This is a genomic window from Enterobacter cloacae complex sp. SHL018 (assembly GCF_049237905.1).
Classification (GTDB): Bacteria; Pseudomonadota; Gammaproteobacteria; order Enterobacterales; family Enterobacteriaceae; genus Enterobacter; species Enterobacter hormaechei_C.
On the sequence record NZ_JBMKJE010000005.1, the window covers coordinates 116,230 to 133,895 of the forward strand.

At 54.0% G+C, this 17,666-nt stretch carries 16 protein-coding genes; 12 read left to right on the top strand and 4 right to left on the bottom strand.

Annotation, left to right across the window (positions count from 1 at the left end; all coding sequences use genetic code 11):
• Genes ACOTY5_RS18150 through ACOTY5_RS18165 form a run of 4 tightly spaced genes read right to left on the bottom strand, consistent with a single transcriptional unit; the run spans position 1 to position 4,918 of the window.
• A complete protein-coding gene (locus ACOTY5_RS18150) occupies positions 1 to 1,065 on the bottom strand; it encodes a fimbrial protein (RefSeq protein ID WP_045141765.1) in 1,065 nt (354 codons plus the stop codon).
• Positions 1,066 to 1,080: 15 nt separating this feature from the next.
• On the bottom strand, positions 1,081 to 3,573 hold the full coding sequence (locus ACOTY5_RS18155) for a fimbria/pilus outer membrane usher protein (RefSeq protein WP_045141764.1): 2,493 nt from the start codon (positions 3,571 to 3,573) through the stop codon (positions 1,081 to 1,083).
• Positions 3,574 to 3,588: 15 nt separating this feature from the next.
• A complete protein-coding gene (locus tag ACOTY5_RS18160) occupies positions 3,589 to 4,281 on the bottom strand; it encodes a fimbrial biogenesis chaperone (RefSeq protein ID WP_015570089.1) in 693 nt (230 codons plus the stop codon).
• Between the two features lie 52 nt (positions 4,282 to 4,333).
• Complete coding sequence (locus ACOTY5_RS18165) at positions 4,334 to 4,918, bottom strand: fimbrial protein (RefSeq protein WP_017383657.1); 585 nt, start codon at positions 4,916 to 4,918, stop codon at positions 4,334 to 4,336.
• A 374-nt stretch (positions 4,919 to 5,292) separates the two neighbouring features.
• Here ACOTY5_RS18165 and ACOTY5_RS18170 point away from each other — a divergent pair, with 374 nt between their 5' ends.
• The 12 genes from ACOTY5_RS18170 (at position 5,293) to ACOTY5_RS18225 (ending at position 17,649) form a co-directional block, all read left to right on the top strand.
• Positions 5,293 to 6,105 carry a winged helix-turn-helix domain-containing protein gene (locus ACOTY5_RS18170; protein ID WP_015570087.1) on the top strand — a complete coding sequence of 271 codons (813 nt, stop codon included), beginning with the start codon at positions 5,293 to 5,295 and terminating at the stop codon, positions 6,103 to 6,105.
• Positions 6,106 to 6,123: 18 nt separating this feature from the next.
• Entirely contained in the window at positions 6,124 to 6,594 is a 471-nt protein-coding gene (locus ACOTY5_RS18175) for a hypothetical protein (RefSeq protein WP_017383656.1), read from the top strand.
• Between the two features lie 227 nt (positions 6,595 to 6,821).
• A complete protein-coding gene (locus ACOTY5_RS18180; protein ID WP_003860995.1) occupies positions 6,822 to 7,445 on the top strand; it encodes a common pilus major fimbrillin subunit EcpA in 624 nt (207 codons plus the stop codon).
• Between the two features lie 45 nt (positions 7,446 to 7,490).
• Positions 7,491 to 8,168: a pilus assembly protein gene (locus ACOTY5_RS18185; protein ID WP_015570085.1), complete on the top strand. Its 678-nt coding sequence runs from the start codon at positions 7,491 to 7,493 to the stop codon at positions 8,166 to 8,168.
• A 6-nt stretch (positions 8,169 to 8,174) separates the two neighbouring features.
• Entirely contained in the window at positions 8,175 to 10,769 is a 2,595-nt protein-coding gene (locus ACOTY5_RS18190; protein ID WP_045141763.1) for a CS1-pili formation C-terminal domain-containing protein, read from the top strand.
• Positions 10,747 to 12,345 (top strand): hypothetical protein, encoded by a 1,599-nt coding sequence (locus ACOTY5_RS18195; RefSeq protein ID WP_023302845.1) that lies wholly within the window; start codon positions 10,747 to 10,749, stop codon positions 12,343 to 12,345. The genes ACOTY5_RS18190 and ACOTY5_RS18195 overlap by 23 nt, the downstream gene beginning before the upstream one ends.
• A gap of 6 nt (positions 12,346 to 12,351) precedes the next feature.
• Positions 12,352 to 13,005 carry a hypothetical protein gene (locus tag ACOTY5_RS18200; protein WP_045141762.1) on the top strand — a complete coding sequence of 218 codons (654 nt, stop codon included), beginning with the start codon at positions 12,352 to 12,354 and terminating at the stop codon, positions 13,003 to 13,005.
• A 73-nt stretch (positions 13,006 to 13,078) separates the two neighbouring features.
• Positions 13,079 to 13,273: a hypothetical protein gene (locus ACOTY5_RS18205; protein WP_013094846.1), complete on the top strand. Its 195-nt coding sequence runs from the start codon at positions 13,079 to 13,081 to the stop codon at positions 13,271 to 13,273.
• 23 nt (positions 13,274 to 13,296) lie between these two features.
• Positions 13,297 to 13,482: a hypothetical protein gene (locus ACOTY5_RS18210; RefSeq protein ID WP_001196016.1), complete on the top strand. Its 186-nt coding sequence runs from the start codon at positions 13,297 to 13,299 to the stop codon at positions 13,480 to 13,482.
• Between the two features lie 67 nt (positions 13,483 to 13,549).
• The gene (locus ACOTY5_RS18215) at positions 13,550 to 15,646 is read left to right on the top strand and encodes a peptidase domain-containing ABC transporter (RefSeq protein ID WP_017383654.1); all 2,097 of its coding nucleotides are present in this window, start codon (positions 13,550 to 13,552) and stop codon (positions 15,644 to 15,646) included.
• On the top strand, positions 15,643 to 16,392 hold the full coding sequence (locus tag ACOTY5_RS18220) for a hypothetical protein (protein ID WP_017694789.1): 750 nt from the start codon (positions 15,643 to 15,645) through the stop codon (positions 16,390 to 16,392). Before ACOTY5_RS18215 ends, ACOTY5_RS18220 begins: the two co-directional genes overlap by 4 nt.
• A 6-nt stretch (positions 16,393 to 16,398) precedes the next feature.
• A complete protein-coding gene (locus ACOTY5_RS18225) occupies positions 16,399 to 17,649 on the top strand; it encodes an HlyD family secretion protein (protein ID WP_421631989.1) in 1,251 nt (416 codons plus the stop codon).
• The last annotated feature ends 17 nt before the right edge of the window (positions 17,650 to 17,666 follow it).

The following is a 17,666-nucleotide window of genomic DNA, read 5'->3' on the forward strand; positions in this document are numbered from 1 at the left end:
TCAGGGATAGATAATATTCAGCGTAGCCGATGTATTGATCTTACCCTGGCTCACCTGGGCGGGCGCCCACACGTAATAGTACGCCGCCATCGGAAGGGTGAAATGTTCGTCCAGCGCCGCGCCAGCCGCCACGCTGAAAATCATCGTGGCGTTGCCACGGCTGGTGGTTGAGGTAGAGAAGGTCACCGGCGTTTGCGGGGCGTCACGTTTTATCAGGCGTAGCCCCACGCCCTGCGCCGCGCTACTGCTGCTGTCGATCAGCACCGAGCTGTCGGTTGAGAGCAGCTGCGTGCTGGACAGAAACATCTCAATTGCCCGATCGGAATTGCCATTAACCCCGACGTTCTGACAGCTCATGTTCAGTGAAAAAGGCGTCAGCCCCGGCTGTGAGGATGCACTGAGCTGGGGAATGCCGAGCGTCGGCAGCGCCACGGTCAGCCCCGCATTATCAAAGGAACAGGTAGTCAGTTTCGGCGCGTATTTGATGATCATCGGTTGACCAAACATATCTCGGTTGTCGTAAGGCCACTTGAACCCGCTGAATAACCACTGCGCTATCTTGATGATCTGATTGATTGGCCAGGTGATGATTTCCCAGATGGATAACCCGCTCATATCGCTGACGAACAGAACGTCGCTCATGTTCGCCGTATCCCCCGTCAGGGTGGTACCGCTCTGGTTAACGAGGGTGAAGCGAACCGTAAACGGTGTGTTCAGCTCAGACGCCGTATGGCTACCGCTGGCAGACAGGGTTTTATTGGCCGGGGGATTGGTGATCTCCGCCCGCACCATATACTTGTTATTGCTGAACCCGAGGATGGTCGCGTATTTGCTGTCGGTCGAGAGGATCGGCGTGTAAGAAAATTCACTGTTACCCGTCGTACAGTTGAACGAGCCGCTGTACTGGGTGCTGAAGCTGCCGGTCCATGTGGGCGTGGCCGGGCTCAGCTTATCCGATAAATCAATGGTAATCGGTGTGCCATAAACGATGCTGCTGCCGGAGCAGGTGGCATAGCTCATCCCGCTAATGCTGGTGAGGAGCAGGAACATGAATGATCGTAACATTTTGATAATCCGTAATTAATGGCAAACCGATGAGGAGCTGTTCAGCCCCCAGACCGGGGAGGAGATTTCGCACTTTCCGCCGCGGAGATGCACGTTGAGCGCGCGTGGCGGCTGTTCAGCACGGATATACAGTACGCTGGCCTGGCCGACATACCCGACAGATCCACCGTGTTCATCCAGCACTTCAGTGCCAAAGGGCAGCGGTTTACCGTCGGCGCGCGTCGCATGAAGTACCCATGACTGGCGCTTATCGGTTTCGAAGCGGATATAACTCACCGCCCCGTCGTAAGGAGCCACGTTAGCCATATTGCCGATCACCTCCGCGCCAGCGCTATTTTCCGTTTCGGTTAACGTAATGGCGTTTTTGCGATACGGGGTGGCGTAAGGCACCAGCGCCACGCCATCGCGGTTCGTCATAATGCTTTCATCGCCGTTCACCATCAGTCCCTCCGCCTTTGGCGCATCGACGATAGTCATGGTTGTGCCGGTTTCGTTTGAGGCGAGAACGTGCCACGGGTAGGCCACCAGGCTTCCGCGCCCGCTGAGCCCGGTCTGGCGGTAGTCGGAGGATTCGCTGTAAGAGCCACCGAGTGTCGCGAAGTTCGAACGGTACGCGGCGTTAACGCTTGCCGCATTTTTACCCCCACGCGCATTACTGCCGGAGAGGGTATAGCTCAGGCGGTTCGACGCCAGCGCGTTCCCGCTCATGCTGATATTGCTCTGCTCGTAATGCGAATCGCTGGCCGTCAGGCTGGAGGTGATCCACGCATTATTATCAAACAGCGAGAACGGCAGGCTGAGGGAGAGGTAAAGGCGCGTCTCTTCTTCGCTGTCCCTGTTCCGTACCCGGCTGGCCGACAGGGTATAGCTGGCGCGGCCGATGGCGTTGGAATAGCCCATCTGATATTCGCGCGTGGTTTGCTGTGAGTTCCAGTAATCGCGCTGTGTGCCGGAGACAAACACCGTGCCCCAGTTATTGAGCAGGCGCTGATTAAGGTTAAGCGTAAAGGTATTTTTGGGCTGCGCCGCGCGCAGGGCGTCCCAGGTGCTTAGCGACATGTCGGGCGCAACGCCAAACCGATCTTCATAGTCGTCGTACTGCGCTCTCAGGCGCTGATACCCTTCGCGCGAATAGAGCGCGTCGCTGAAGCTGTAATAGCCTTTAGTGGAATAGCGATAGGCCGCCAGGGTGAAGTTGGTGGCGGTGGTATCGATAAATTTGCTGTACGACACGCGATAACTCTGACCGCTGCTGGTGCGATCCTGTAGGGTGGTTTTGGCGTGGGTGACATCAAACGAGACCGCGCCAAAGGGAAGGTTCCACCCGGTACCGACAAGCCCGGCCTTGTAGTTATCGCTAATAATCGTCCCGGTATACCCGGTGATGAGGTTATTAAACCCGTAGCGCAGCGTGGCCTGCATGAATGCGGGTTCGGCATCGAGCGTGTTCTGGTGCACTTTACCCGCCACCACGCTGTACTGACTCACCCCTTCTTTTAGCATCCCGGGCACTGCGGAAAACGGCACCGTGAAGGACTGCTGTGAACCGTCCGCCTCACGCACCACCACCAGCAAATCGCCCGCGGAGCCGGTAGGCTGAATGCTGTCGAGGGTAAACTGTCCCGGCGGCACGTTCTCCTGATAGATCACGTTGCCATTCTGGATAACTTTCACCAGGGCGTTCGTCCGTGCCACGCCGTGAACCACCGGTGAAAAACCCTGCTGCGAATTTGGGCGCATCTTCATGTCCGACGCCAGCGACACGCCGCGCACGCGCAGGGAATCAAACAGATCGCCAGGAATATAAAAGTCACCCAGCGTCAGGTTGGATGTCAGCGAGGCCAGGGGACGGCGCAGGTAGCGGGTATTATTCTGCCAGCTACTCTCTCCGCTGGCGGTTTTCCGCCAGACGCTGCTGTCGCGAAACTGCCAGCCGAACAGGTTGGCGCCGGAATCCAGCCCGGCATAAAAATCATCATTTGTGTCTTTCGCAGTGCCTTTCGCGCGGGTGTTGTACCAGGTCGTGTTCCACGAGAGCATCAGCGCCGGGATCCCCTCGTCCCAGAACTGGGGGGCAATGTAACCTTCTTCAGTACGCTGCACGGCCGCCTGCGGAACGGTAAGCGCCAGACTCAGGGTGCTGGTATCGGTTTTGACTTCACCGCCCTGAACCAGATCGCGCAGCTGGACCTGCCCGTGCGCAATGGCGGGCGCAGGCACGGACGTGGTGTTGATGCCCAGCGACCGGGCATCTTTCCAGGCAAGGCGGATGTCGTCACGCTGCTCGCCGTAGATGACGGTATAACGTCCCTTCCAGCTGCCGTTTACGTAGATATCCATCTCCTGACTGCCGGCAGGCATGGCGTTGTTTTCGGAAAAGCGAGACAGATCGGACTCACCGGATGCGCCAGCAAGCAGGGAGGGATCAAACGAGACGGCCCCTGATTTATGCGAAAGCAGAAGCGTGCAGACTGCCAGCAGACAGAGTCTGTTTTGTTTCATTTTCATGGTGAGTCTTTCCGATCACTGACTGGTGAAAGTCCGGGTTTTATACGCGCCAAGATCGTCCACATACATCAGCTGGAAGGTCTGTCCGCGCTTAACCGTATTTTTGGCGGCGACCGTCAGCTGCCCAAACGGGGAAACCATCGGGGACTCCTGGAGCAATTTCGTTTTACCCAGCGAAATATTGGCGACCGTAATATGGAACGGACTGTTATTTGTAATGCGAAAGCGATCGCCGTCGGCGGCGAGCGTCAGTTTCGCCACCGCGTCATCCAGCGTGCCTTTCAGCGCAGCGGGCCGATAAAAAAGTTTGATACGGGATTTAATCGCCAGCTGAACGGTATTCTGGTTTTGCAGATTTTCAGGTCTGGGCGGAATGTCGAGGACATTCAGGAAAAAGACGGATTCGCGATCCGCAGGCAAGCTGGACGGCAGCTTTTTAATACGAAGCTGTTGACCATTATGTTCGTTAACCTTTATCACCGGCGGCGACAACAGAAACGGCACATTGGCTGTTTCCGGCGTGGAATTAATATCACCGTCATCTATCCAGGATTGTACCAGAGCCGGCGCATCGCCCGTATTCATTAACTGGACGATCACCTCTTTGTTATTTTCAGGATAAAGGACACGGGTGCCATTAATGACAATATTGGCCCATGAGTGACCCGTGCTTAGCAGTAAGCCTGCCAGCAAAATTGCCTTGCGCATGATTGCAACCTTAAATACAGGCTCTGCGAAAACAGAGCCTGAATAATCACTATTACAGGTAGGAAATGGTATACGTTACGTTGGAGCTTAACTCGCCCACGGTGGCGGCAGCGGCGTTTGTTTTATAGTAATAAACGTCCAGCGTCAGCGTTTCGGAATCTGGCGCGGTCGCTGTACCCATAATATTTGTCGTGTAAGGCTGGTTCAGGGTAATAGGCGTAGACGAACCTGGCTCCACTAACGCAAAGCCGACATTACGTGCCACGCTGGCATCGCTTTCGTTCACGCTGTTATTCAGCAGGTATTTACCGTCAGTGGAAATATTATCCGCGCTGGAGAAATAAACTTTCAGCGGGGTACCGGTCGTTCCGGCTGCTGGTGAGCAACCAGAGAATGTCAGCGCAATAGATTTTTTATTTCGGGTGATCAGGCCAACCGTTGTGCCCGCATCTTTTACCGAAATAGGGGAAAGCGCAACGGTAAAGTCCGCGCTTTTACCGCCGTTAATGGTACAGGTTGTATCGGTAATAGCGCCGGTAAAGTTAATGATACCACCCGCCGAATTGTCTGCGGCCACTGCGCTGGTAGAGGCAATAGCGGCGGCCAGCAGTGATACGGTCATGATCGATTTGAACATGATAAACTCCATGAAGATTTGTGTTATTTAAAATGAATGTTAATCGGCTACACATGTCCCTGATGTACCGGCTAGACGCATGGCGACTCGGGAGAATGCTTTGACGATATTATGTTGCACTAAAAAAGTACATAACAAAACATTATTCCAACAACTTCTAAAGTTTAAGATTATAATCTTGTCAGTATGTTTTTTTTAATGTTTTAACCTAAATGCGTTGGTTCGAAGATTTTTATTAATGCTTTAATAATCGTTAATTAATGAAGCTTTATGAATTCATCTCTCAATTAATATCACGCGACTTGACCACACAAACTTTAGACTTATTATTGCCTGGCAAATGCACAAAAATTTAACAATGGCGTAATAATAATATGAAGTATCTCATTGATCTTACAATGCTTTATGAAGTCGACACCGGTATGATCATGATTAATGGAGAGGAAGAGTCATCCATTAAGTTATCTAACCAGGCGGGTCGTCTGCTTTATGAACTTATCATCAATAATGGTAAAACACTCGACAGAGACGACCTGATAAAGAAGGTCTGGGAGGATCATGGTTTCTCTGGTTCTTCGGTGAGTCTGAATGTTGCCATAAGTGAAATCAGAAAAGCATTTCGTACATTAGGCTGCGACCCTTTACTGATAAAAACGATACGTGGCAAGGGATTTAGCCTTGCCGCGCATATTGAACACCACACGGTCAGGCCGCCGGTTATTTCAACGCTTAGCGAAGAATCTGCCTCTGAAGCATTCGATACGCTAGCGCATAAGAAAGATGCCGATCCGCCTAAACAAATAATATCGCTGCACAGACTCTTTATTTCTCTCTGCACGTTATTACTAATTATTGTTACCGGCACCGCTGTTTTACTATTGCACCAGCGGGATTCCTATGCCGAGAGCCTGAAAGATTCTGATATGCATCTGCTCGGTAAAGTGGACAGGTGTACGATATACCTGATCGATAAGAATATGTATCAGCCGCGACAGCACTACTTTAATCACGTAAAAGAGGTCATCGCCAGTCAACATATCGACTGTCAACATCAGGTTGCAGATGCTTACTATTCCAGGTTTAAAAAGTCGCAGATAGAAAATTATTTCCTGGCCATCTGTTATCAGCAGGACAGTATCGACGATTATAAGAACTGCATTTCTTACAGAAGCCTGACCGGGAGTTAAAATATGTCACGGACTAAAATGAGTGTACTGTTCAGTATCGTACTGGCGCTGTCTGTCATCGCGTTGTTATGGGTCTATTTTACCAGAACGCAGGATGAGGGGTTTGGCTGCCAGTCAGATACCATTTCCTGGAAAACCTATTCCACGGGTGAGTCAACCGATATGTCGCTAACCACGCTTTTCCTGTTTAACAACAAAGATGTTGTGACGGTTATTCATAAAGGCGTACTCAAGAAAGAGGGCAAAAGCTACCTGATTGACAGAAATTACACGCTCAGCGTGGAAAAGGTCGACGGCAGCAATATCTTTTATATTAAGGATAAAAAGCTGAATAAATCTGAAGATGATGCGGCGCCGGATGGAGTTGTAAATGAAATGTTACTTGATAATATCAACTTCTTCTATATTACCAGCGTAAAAAAACATGCGTGGTTAATTAAGGGGCTGGTGTTGCCTGTAATGATGTGTGTAGCTGTCCCGACGTCCTGATATTTCTCTTTATTGAAAAATCGATATTTATCTATTACTCGGGAAATTGAGTAATTTACTCAATACGTAACAATAAGATACGAGAAATTTATTTATATTTTTATTGTTGCTATCCGTCGAGTGAATTTTTCTGTATTGCCTCGTTATTTTGCGGCTGTCTATACTCCGCCTCGAAAAAGGGGCTCCCCTTTTTATACACGTGGATTCTTTTTTGAAGGACTAAATAAATGAACAAACTGAACGCTATCGTTCTGGGCTCCCTGCTGTCTGTTTCTGCCCTGAGCGCAGTTAATGCAGCTGAAACGACGGCTTCTGCCACCTGGCAGGCAACCGCGACCAAAGACAGCGAATCCGATCTGGTTGTTACGCCAACGCGTGCTTTGAACTTCGTTTACAGCGCCAATACCAAATCTTTCAACACCGATACCGGTCTGTTTGATGTGGCTATCCGTGGCGATCACTCTACGGCGACCAGCTTCAAACTCGAAGCTATCCTCGACGATTCAAACAACACGCTGTTCAGCGTGGGTGGTGAAGCGACCAAGCTGAAAGTGGGTGCGCGTTGGGGCGGTAACGACCTGGGCTCTATCGGTGGCACCGTGGGGGCGAAATCGACCGCATGGACCACGCTGGTTGATTCTTCTTCTAACACCGGCGTCTCTTCTGGCCTGTGGAACCTGACCACCAGCGCAGGCGCGGCGGCAGATACCGAAATTACCGGCCAGGACAAATTCGTCTTCTACGTTGACTCCGCTCAGGACAACGCGGGTACTGCGAAAGAGTTCAAAGACCTGACCAACAGCCTGTGGGAAGGGACCGTGTCTGTTGCGTTCCGCGCAACCTGGGGCTAAGGCCTGATCGATCCAGGGGCGCAAGCCCCTGTTTAGGGAAATAGCATGTTTAACCTCAAATCCACCTTCTTATTTTTATTATTTATCTCTTCCTCCGCGCTGGCCATTAATGTGGGAAAAGTCACCACCATTATTTCTGCGGATGCTGACTCCACCGCCAAGGAAATAAAAAACGAAGCAGACAGCGTGCGTATTGTTTCTGTTCGCGCACAGCGGATCAGCAGCCCAATGGATGAAGGGATCGTCATTAATCCGGAGAAAGTGGACGAACTGTTGCTGACGCCCACGCGCATGGTAATGCCCGCCGGTACCAGCAATATCGTCAAATTTTACTATCACGGGAACGCCGATAACAAAGAGCGTTACTACCGCATTACCTTCACGGATGAAGGGGTAAGCGAAGAGGTGGACAGCGGTTCGCCAAAAAACGGCACCGGGATGACGCGTGCGGTGGTGAGCACCATTCTGGTGGTTCAGCCCCGGGATAAGAAGATTGATTTCGTCTATGTGGCGGGAAAAATAACCAATAAAGGGAACACCTCGTTTCGCGTCAATGCGACCGGGACCTGCCTGAAGCCGAATCCGGAATCCCCCGGCACGCCGTGTAGCAAAAACTTCTACCTGATGCCAGAGACCTCGCGCGCTATCGAGGATATCAACGTTACGGATAACCATTTTCATCTCGGAATATGGGACCTGAAACAGTTCATTCCTGTTAAGTAAGGATGCATGGTGAAAAATAAATTAGTGTTGCCGGTGATGATGGCTTGCGCATCCGGCACGCTGCCCGCGCTTGCGCATGCAGCCTCAAGCTCCGTGGTTATCGCTAATTACCGTTTTCCCGACTCGCTTTATGCACTGCTGGAGCAGGGGATCAAAATTCCCGTCTATCTGGTAAATACGCGTCCACACTCAGCACAACAAGGGAACCACGAAGGCACGGCGAACGAATATGTTCGTATCGGTGACGTGACGCTCTTTGCAAAAGATCTGAAGCTGGGGCTGAGGGATGTTCAGGTCCAGGAGTCTGATAACGGCATTCGTCTGTCAAAAGAGATGCGAACGTTATTGCAGAGCATTAACGACAAGCAGTTCGATGACCAGATGCGCATTCCCGTAAGTGCGGGTTCGGCGTTCGAACTGGATCAGAAAAAAATGCGCCTGTTGCTGAATCTGTCGCAGAGCGACTACGGGGTGAATATTCGCCCGCGTGAGGTGGACATTGATGCGCCGGAGTCTGACGACCTGAGCGGCACGTTCTCCTACAACCTCGGAGCGTATCACACCGAGAGCGGCTACGGTGACAGCTGGTCGTCGGGCTATCTGAACGCGAGAAACTGGATCTCAATGGGCGTAGATCATGTGCTGATCGACGGCTCTGGCTACGTCAACGAGAACAGCAGCGATACCCAGATGAACGCGGTTATGTGGGAGCGCGACTATCAGGGGATGCGCTACGCCGCGGGCATGCTGAACGGCTGGGCGATGCAGTCTCTGGCGAGCGTCAGCGGGATTTCCGGCGGTGAAGTCTACGGCGTTTCCATGGGCAACCAGGCCAACTCCCGCAAGCGCGATAACACGCTCTCTCTGACGCCGGTGGTGGTCTATTTTCCCACGGCGGGCGAGGCCCGTATTCGTCGTGACGGGCAGCTTATCGGCATTCAGCGCTTTGACGTCGGCAACCATGAAATTGACACCAGCAGCCTGCCCTACGGGATCTACAGCGTCGAAGTTGAAGTGGTGAGCGGAAGCCGCACCGTGTCGCGAAGCATGTACACCGTGAATAAGCCGTTCTCCAGCAACGTGTCGGAAACGCTGCGCTGGCAGATGTGGGGCGGGATGTATAGCCGCGATAAATCCGTCGTCAATTATAAAAAATACGCGAAACGCAAAAACGAGCAGGATAACACCTACTACTACGATTACGACACCAAACATAAAGACACCATGTCGCTGGTGGGAGCCTCGTTCAGCAAGCGCAGCGGGATGGTCGACTGGAACGCCTCTACCTACATGATGCGGGAACACATCGTCAGCGAGCTGTGGGCCTCCCTGAACCTGACGGGCTATTTCTCGGTGAATACCCAGACCATGGCCGCCTCCGACGGAACGTATCGCGCCAACTATGGGGCGAATCTCAGCCTGCCGTGGCAGATCGGCTCGGTGTGGTACTCCCATGAACAGCTCTCCAGCGGCAAGTTCCTGGATATCTATGAGAGCAAGGGCAACACCTGGGGCGCTTCCTTTAGCCTGCCGTCATTCGGCCTGCCCTCGGCAGGCAACCTGAGCCTGATGCGTCAGGAAGACGACCTCTATCGCTATAAACGCTATCAGCTGGACTACTCCCAGGGGTTATACGCCGGTCGCTACGGTACGGCGCGCCTGCGGGTGGGGATGTCGCGCAACAAATACGACGGGTATTACGAAGAGAAAGATCGTTACGTAATGCTCGATTTCGCCATACCGCTCGGCAATACCGTGTCGGTTGGCGTTTCCCACAATCGCGATACCGGCACGGCGTTGAACGTCAGTGCCAGCCGCCAGTTTGAGGGCGATTACCTGAAATCGGCTACCGCCAACGTCTCGAAAGCCTTTAACAGCCGCCAGGATCGCAGCGTAAGCGGCGGCGGCAGCGTGAACTTCGACACGCCGTGGAACAGCAACATCCTCAGCGTCCAGAGCGGCATGAGTAAAGGCTGGAACTCCACGCTGACCAGTGACGGCAGCGTGGGCTGGTCCAAAGAGGCCATCGCCGCCGGGAAAGGTACCGAAAGCGCAGGGGTGATTGTCAGTACCGGTCTCAAATCTGATGAAGCCCTGACCCTGAAGCTTAACGGCCGGGCGGAACGCATCAAAGGGGATAAGACCTGGCTGTCGCTGCCGGCATACCAGGCTTATGACCTGGAAGTGATGAACAGTGAAACCGGTACGGAAAGCTATGAGATTGGCGCGAATGCGCGTCGCCATATCACGGTTTATCCGGGCAATACCGTGGTGATGAAGCCGCAGGTGAAGAAAATCGTCACCCTGTTTGGTCGTCTTGTGGATGCAAACGGGGCCCCGGTTGGCGCCATGCAGATCAAAAACCACGTCGGGCTGACCCGGACGGAAAACGACGGACGCTTCGTGATCGACGTTGATAAGAACAACTCTGTCCTGAGTATCGCCACGCCGGATGACAGCGTCTGCGAAGTGCGCCTGGACATTGAGTCTAACCGCGGTGCGCTGTGGCTCGGGGACATCTCCTGCGACAAAGGCGATTTCGTCTGGCAGGAAGCAAAAGGAACGCAGGAACGTGACGATGAAAAAGATATTCGCTCTTAATTTGCTGCTGATGAGCGCGGCGGCCCAGGCGCAGGAGCTGCCCTATTTCGCCATTAATAACCCGGACAATAACGGGACGGGAAACAGCGCGGGGCTGTTTAGTCTGAACAGCACGTCGACCGCGTTTTTGCACGGTTCGCGCGAGTGGCCGACCCTGAGTGCGAAAACGAATAACGGTATCGCCACTTACATCCCGGACAACAGCTACAGCGGTCCGGCAGGCAGCGCGCTGACCATCGACTTTTCGGTGACCGGTTCCAGCGCCTCTCCGTTCTTCAAAGGGACGGCGTGTTCCTCGTCCTGCGGCAACACGGGGTACACCCCGACGACCAGCTATACCGACACGTCGATGGTGGTTAAGCCGCCGGTGATGGAGCCCGGCACGTCATACGGGCGCTGGGTCCTGGGCGATCCGTTCTTTAACTATCTGCTCAACGCCGCGCCAGGGGATGAAGTGACCATCACCTCCACGCCGCAAATCAGCTCCATCAACAAAGTGACCACCACCAATACGCTTCACAAGGTGGGCACGCTGACCATGACCAACGCCAGGGCGCTTAACCTGGGGATTGACCCGATCAGCGGTGAGGTGACGATTGTCGATGGATCAACGGGGGCCACCTGCACCAAATACACCCGCAACACGGTCTCTGGCGTCCTGTGCGACCTGCTCGAATACACGTTTGTTGGGGAGGATATCTCCGGTTACAACGGGGGGCTGGCGCTTACCTCTTCCCGCGTCAACAGCGTGCTGCAATCGCACATGAGCGGCGGCACCGGGCTTGCCGCCGAGCTGACCTTCGATGAAAACACCTGGTACAGTATCTCCGGCGGTATCCTGAGCGATACGCGTGTCCTGGCGAACACCTTCCTTGCAGCGCCGCAGAAAAACGGCGGCAAAGCGTCCCTTAAAATCTTTTTGCCGAAAGCGTTAATTCTGAGCGTGGCGCAGGCGGGGGACGGCAGCAACATTGGCAATATCGTCAGCCTGTGTCTGACGCCCGGCAACAGCTCGCTGGCGGCGGATTTCTGCTTCCAGCCGGGGGGCGGCCTGGTGATTAACCCTATCGAGCCCGGGCTGGAGATTGTGCCAGACAACCCGGATTACACCCTCGATCCTGACGGTCTGGGCGGCTCCGGGAAAGGCATTATCGGCGAAGCGCCCATTGAGATCCCTTACACCATCACCTACAGCGGGGCGCAAAAAGATGCGGCGATTGCGGTCACGGTAAAAGTCACCGGGCCTACCCAAAGCCTGAATGGGGTGGACTACTGTGCCTTTAGCGGCAACGGCTTTACGGTTCCCATTCCGGGCAATGTGCTGGTGGGGAAAAGCCAGACGCTGATGGCGCACAACTGTAAGGGCGAAGTACTGTCGATCCCGGCGCCGGCAACCCATGCGGAAGAGTGGGACAAAATGAGTTCCGGCGTGACCGATATGTGGCTCTGGAAAACACCGCTGATCCTCCAGTTCGTTATGGATAATCCGGTATCGAAAACCACCTATGATGGAAATAGCTGGTTTGGCGAAGTGACCGCGCAGGGAAGAATAGATGTTAGCGCATCCTGGAATTAATCAACCATGACTGGAAAATTCCTGGCTATTTTTGCAATAAATTGCTTCATTTCCACAGGGGCAAATGCTTTAATTATCGAAAGTCTGAATATTGATTTTCTTCCCGAAAGAGAAATTGTTTTTCAGCCGATAAAAAACGATACCAGCGAGCGTCAGAATTATACCGTTTCGCTTATTCAGGTAGACGTTCCCAAAGAGAAGGGAAAAGAAACCGAAATAAAAGACGGCGAAGTCATGTATTCGCCTAAGCAATTAACGCTGGGGAGCGGTGAACGCGCGGGTTTTAAATTTTATTATACCGGCCCGCATGACAACAAAGAGCGATACTACCGCGTAAAATTCACCGAGACGCCGCTCCAGGCAAAGGTTATCACGCGCAAAGGCCAGCGCATCCAGTCGGATGTGGTGGTCTCGCTTGAGGCTATTTTGATTGTCCGTCCATGGACACGACATTTTGATTATGCGTTTAGCAACGGGGTGGTGAGTAATACCGGGAATACCTATTTTAAATATGTTTCCTCGGTCGGGTGCAGTACGCAATACAACAATTCAAAATATATTCCGCCGGGGCAACGGCTGGAAATAGATAATGCCGGGCAGGCTGCAAGGCGGATGATTATTTATGGCAATAAAATCATTCCGCTTACCACCTGCCCGTAGCAACCGCTTTCCTTCATAAAAGGAAATTAGCCTTTAGCATCATGCTAAAGATCCATCACTACAGGAGATAAAAATGAAAGCGATTTCATTCGTAGAAGCGAAAGACATTATCGGTGGCGCGTTAAACCCGTTCGCTGGTCTGGTTAAAGGTGCACAGCTGGGTTACGACACCGGCGCAAGCATCATGGGCATGGTTGGCGGTGTGGTTGGCGGAATTCTGGGTGGCGCAATGGGCTTCCTGGGTGCGCTGGTTGGTAGCTACAACTAATTCACGTTAACAGGAAAAGACTCATGCAAGTTATTGATTTCAAAAAAGCACAGGCCATCATCGGTGGTTGGGATCCGTTTGCTGCCGCTATTCAGGGCGCAAGCGCGGGCTATAACGCGGGCAGCCAGATGTTAGGCGCGCTGGGCGGCACCATCGGCGGCGTGTTCGGCCTGGTGGGCGGCTTCATCGGCGGTTTCTTCAGCGCCTAAGCGAGAAGCACGTTGTACGCATGGCCCGCATTGCCGGGCCATTTTTTTATTTCAGCCACGGATCATTATGTTTTCGCTCTTTCAGTATAAAAAACAGGGTAAGACCCCTGTTATTCGCCAGCATGAATTTACCGAATGTGGACTGGCCTGCCTGGCGATGGTGTTGGGGCACTACGACCACCATGTCTCCGTCAGCCAGCTACGCCGGGAGATTTCCGTTTCCGCCGATGCGGGAACCTCAATGGCGGAATTGATGACCCTTGCCAGCGATAAAAATATGTCTGGCCGGGTGCTTAAAGGCGAAATCACTGAAATAGAAACGTCTGAGCTGCCGCTCATCGCCTTCTGGCGCGGCAACCATTTCGTGGTCATCGTGAAGATCGACAGCCGCAGCGTGACCGTTCACGACCCGGCCAGCGGCGTGCGTCGTTACCGTCTGAAAGAGGCGGAAAAACTCTTTTCCGGCTATGTTCTTGAGCTTAAGCCCACGCCGTGCTTCGAAAAGAAATCCCCGGATGAAAAGCTCACGCTTGGCCGGTTAGCCAATAAATCCCCGAGCCTGTTCCAGCGCCAGCTGCTGCTGTTTGTGCTCTGTATTTTTACCCTCATCACCATGCTGGCAAGCCCCACCTACGTGCAGCTGATTATGGATGAGGCCATTTCCCGCAGCGACAGCGATCTGGTGATCCTGCTCACCGCGATCTTCGCTATTGTCTTTATCTTTGAAGTCATCGGTAAATTCCTCAAGCAGCTGCTTGAGATCCTGATGCGTAACATTGCCTATGACGATTTAAGCCAGTCCGTGCGCCACTACATGCTGCGCACCCAGACCAGCTGGTTCCGCTCGCGCCCGCCGGGCATCGTGCTGGCCATTGAAAAATCGCTCCACGCCTGCGCGGAGTTCATCAGCAATGGTTACGTGCAAATTCTCTTTTCCAGCCTGATCGCCGTCACCAGCCTGCTGTTTATGCTGCTGTATAACGTCAAAATTGCGCTGCTGACGATGCTGCTGATGGGCGTGTTTTTCCTGATCCGCTTTTCGCTGATCGGCCCCTATCAACGCGCGGTGGATGACTCCATCGAGCGCACCGCCCAGTATGAATCCCTGCTGGTGGAGACGCAGAAAGGGATCATTACGCTCAAAGCGAACAATATGGAGCAGGCCCGGGATGCGGTGATGGATAAATCCCAGCGCGAACACATCGCCGGGCTGATGCGTAAAGAGCGGCTGCTGGCCCGCTTTGACGTGGCTTCGCTGCTGGTGATCAATGCCGAGCAGCTGCTGGTGGTCTGCTTTGGCGCGTGGTTGATCCTGGAAGGGCAGATGAGCATCGGGATGCTTTACGCCTATATCAGCTATAAGCGCTATTTTTCCGATGCCATGGTGCAGGTGGCGCAGAAGCTGCTGGACAAAAATGCCCTCAAGGGGCCGCTGGATCGCGTGGGCGACCTGCTGTTTGCCCCCTCTGAAACCAGCCAGTTTGGGAAGCGGATTGTCACCTCGCCGGTCTGTCTGCAATTTGAGGATGTCTCATTTGCCTATCCTGGCCGGGAGGCCACGCTACAGCATATCAATATGACCCTGAAGCAGGGCGAAGAAGCGGTGATTGTGGGCCAGAGCGGGTCGGGAAAAACCACGCTGCTGCGTCTGATCTCCGGCATGCTGCTGGCATCGTCTGGCACGCTGCGGATCAATAAGATCCCCATTGAGGAGTGCGATCTTTCCTCGCTGCGTCAGCACATCCGCATCGTCCATGCGGACGATATTCTCTTTACCGGCTCGATTCTGGACAACATCGCCTGCTTTGACAGTGCACCGGATAAAGAGCAGGTCATTGCCGCGTGTCGGCTGGCGGAGGTGGACCACGTCGTCGCCAGGCTGCCGCACGGCTACGAAACGGAGATGCTGCCGGGGAACACCTTTTTCTCTGCCGGGGAGATGCAGCGTCTGGTTCTGGCGCGCGCCCTGTACAGCCAGCCTAAGCTTCTGCTCTGTGACGAAGTGACGGCGAACCTGGATAAAACGACCGCGCAGAAAGTGCTGGCGAACCTGCGTAGCCTGGGAATTGGCCTGGTGTTTGTTACCCACTCGCCGGACGTGGTGGGCTGCCAGGGGCGTCTCTATACCATGGAAAACGGCACCCTGCGGGAGAGTGAGCAATGATGTTTCTGCCGCGTCTCTATGCGCGACTCTGCGCGCGCCAGGCCGGGCGCACGCTGCTGGCAAACCGGATCACGCAAAACTACAGCCAGTTTATGCGCTGCCCGGAGACCGATGTCCCGGCTGATTTTCTGCATCAGAACGCCCATGAGCTGAGCGGGTTTAACTTCGTGGAGCAGATCTTCCCGCCCGCGCTTTGGGCGCGCAACGTCCGCTTCGATCTGCACGCGTACGTGGCGCAGTGGACGCAGGAGCAGGCGTTTTACAGTTCATCTCGCACCCTGCTTCTGGGAATGCGCTGGGCGGGCTTTGGTCTGATCGTGGATGCGCTGCTTGCCACCGCGCCAGCCGATGTGCGCTTTCAGTTTATTACCCGTCACCCTGCGCTGCATAAGCTGATGGCCGCGCACGAAGGCCGACGCGCCAGCTCGTTTTTTGCCCCTCACCGCCTGGTGACGGTGCTGCTGATGGACGAACGCCTGCCGGATGCGCCGCTGTTCTCCACCCAGGCAGGGGATCAAAAGGCGTGGTTAACGGATGTCTCAACGCGGTTTTTATCGCGCTATGGCTACAGCGTCCGAACGCTGCTGCCGATCTGTTCGCTGCACGCGGCAGAGTTTGGGCTGGAGAGTCAGGCGTATGCGCCAGAGGATTACCGTCAGGCCGCCGCCGACACGCTGAACGCGCTGCGTAAAACCCCCACGCTCTGGAGTGCATGGGACGATCTTTCAGTGATTTATCATGGATGACATATCGTGAAATTAAAAAACCGAAGCCGACAGCGGCGGGCGCTGATCCCGCATCATTTCTCAAAAAGCTATCACATCAACGCGCCACGGCTGAAAGCCGTGCTGACCTTGTTCATCACCTTTTTTCTCTGCCTGCTGGTCTTTGCGATTGTCTTTAACTTTTCGGAAACCACGCTGGCACGCGGGGTGCTGATCCCGGCGCAGGGCGATGTCGAAGTGCGCGCCCGGGAGTCCGGTACGCTTGTGGATTTTGCCGTACGGCCGGGCCAGTACGTGAAGGAAAACGATCCGCTGTTCACCGTGTCGCAGGACTATGGCGGCAAGCAGGGCTCGGTGGTGCAGTTTGACCGCCAGCAGATGGAAGCGGAGAAGAAGCGCAGCGAGCAGCGCATCCAGGCCATTGAGGACTCGATTGCGTCGTATCGCAAAAATCTGGCGCAGCAGCTGGCTCTCACCGACAAGCAGATCGCCGTTTCCCGCGATAAGGTGAAGAAGCTGCGCGCGCTGTTAAAAAACAGCACCGACACCTACGAGGCGTGGAAATCCGTCTCCGGGAAGGGCTATGTCTCCAAAGTGGATCTCGATAAAAGCCACAACGATGTGCTCAATGCGCAGCTCAACCTGACGCTGGAGGAGAGCACTATTCTTGAGCTTGAGGCACGAAAAACCAGCCTGACCGACAGCACCCAGTCGCAAATTGACTCTCTGAGCGAAGAGCAGCTGTATGTGAAAAACCGCATCAGCGAAATTGACCGCAACCTGTCCAGCCGGGGAAGTTCCACCATGGCGATGCTGGCCCCTTCCGACGGTTACGTGGTGGCGATTAACTTCCCGCCTGGCCGGGCCATTACGCAAAATAGCGAGGTGGTAGTGATGATCCGTAAAAATACCGCGGCGACGATGGAGGGGTACCTGTATGTTCCGGCAACGGGGGTGGGGCGCGTGGCGAAAGGCGATAAGGTCAAGCTGCGCTTCGACTCCTGGCCCGTAGACAAATACGGTTCCGTGGAGGCAACGCTGTCCGATTTCTATGAGGTAAACATTGATGCCCATTCGGCGCTGATCCCGCTCCAGGAGGGGCAGAACTACTACCTGGCTAAAGTGCGCGTCCCCTCCTGGTTTACCGACCCGGACAAGAAAAAGCGCATGCTGATGGGCGGAATGACGGTGAACGCCGATATCGTTATCGATCGTAAGCCGCTTATCAATCTGCTGATTGCGCCGCTGGAAAGGGTACGCAAGCGGTTTATCGATTGACCCGATTTCATCGATCA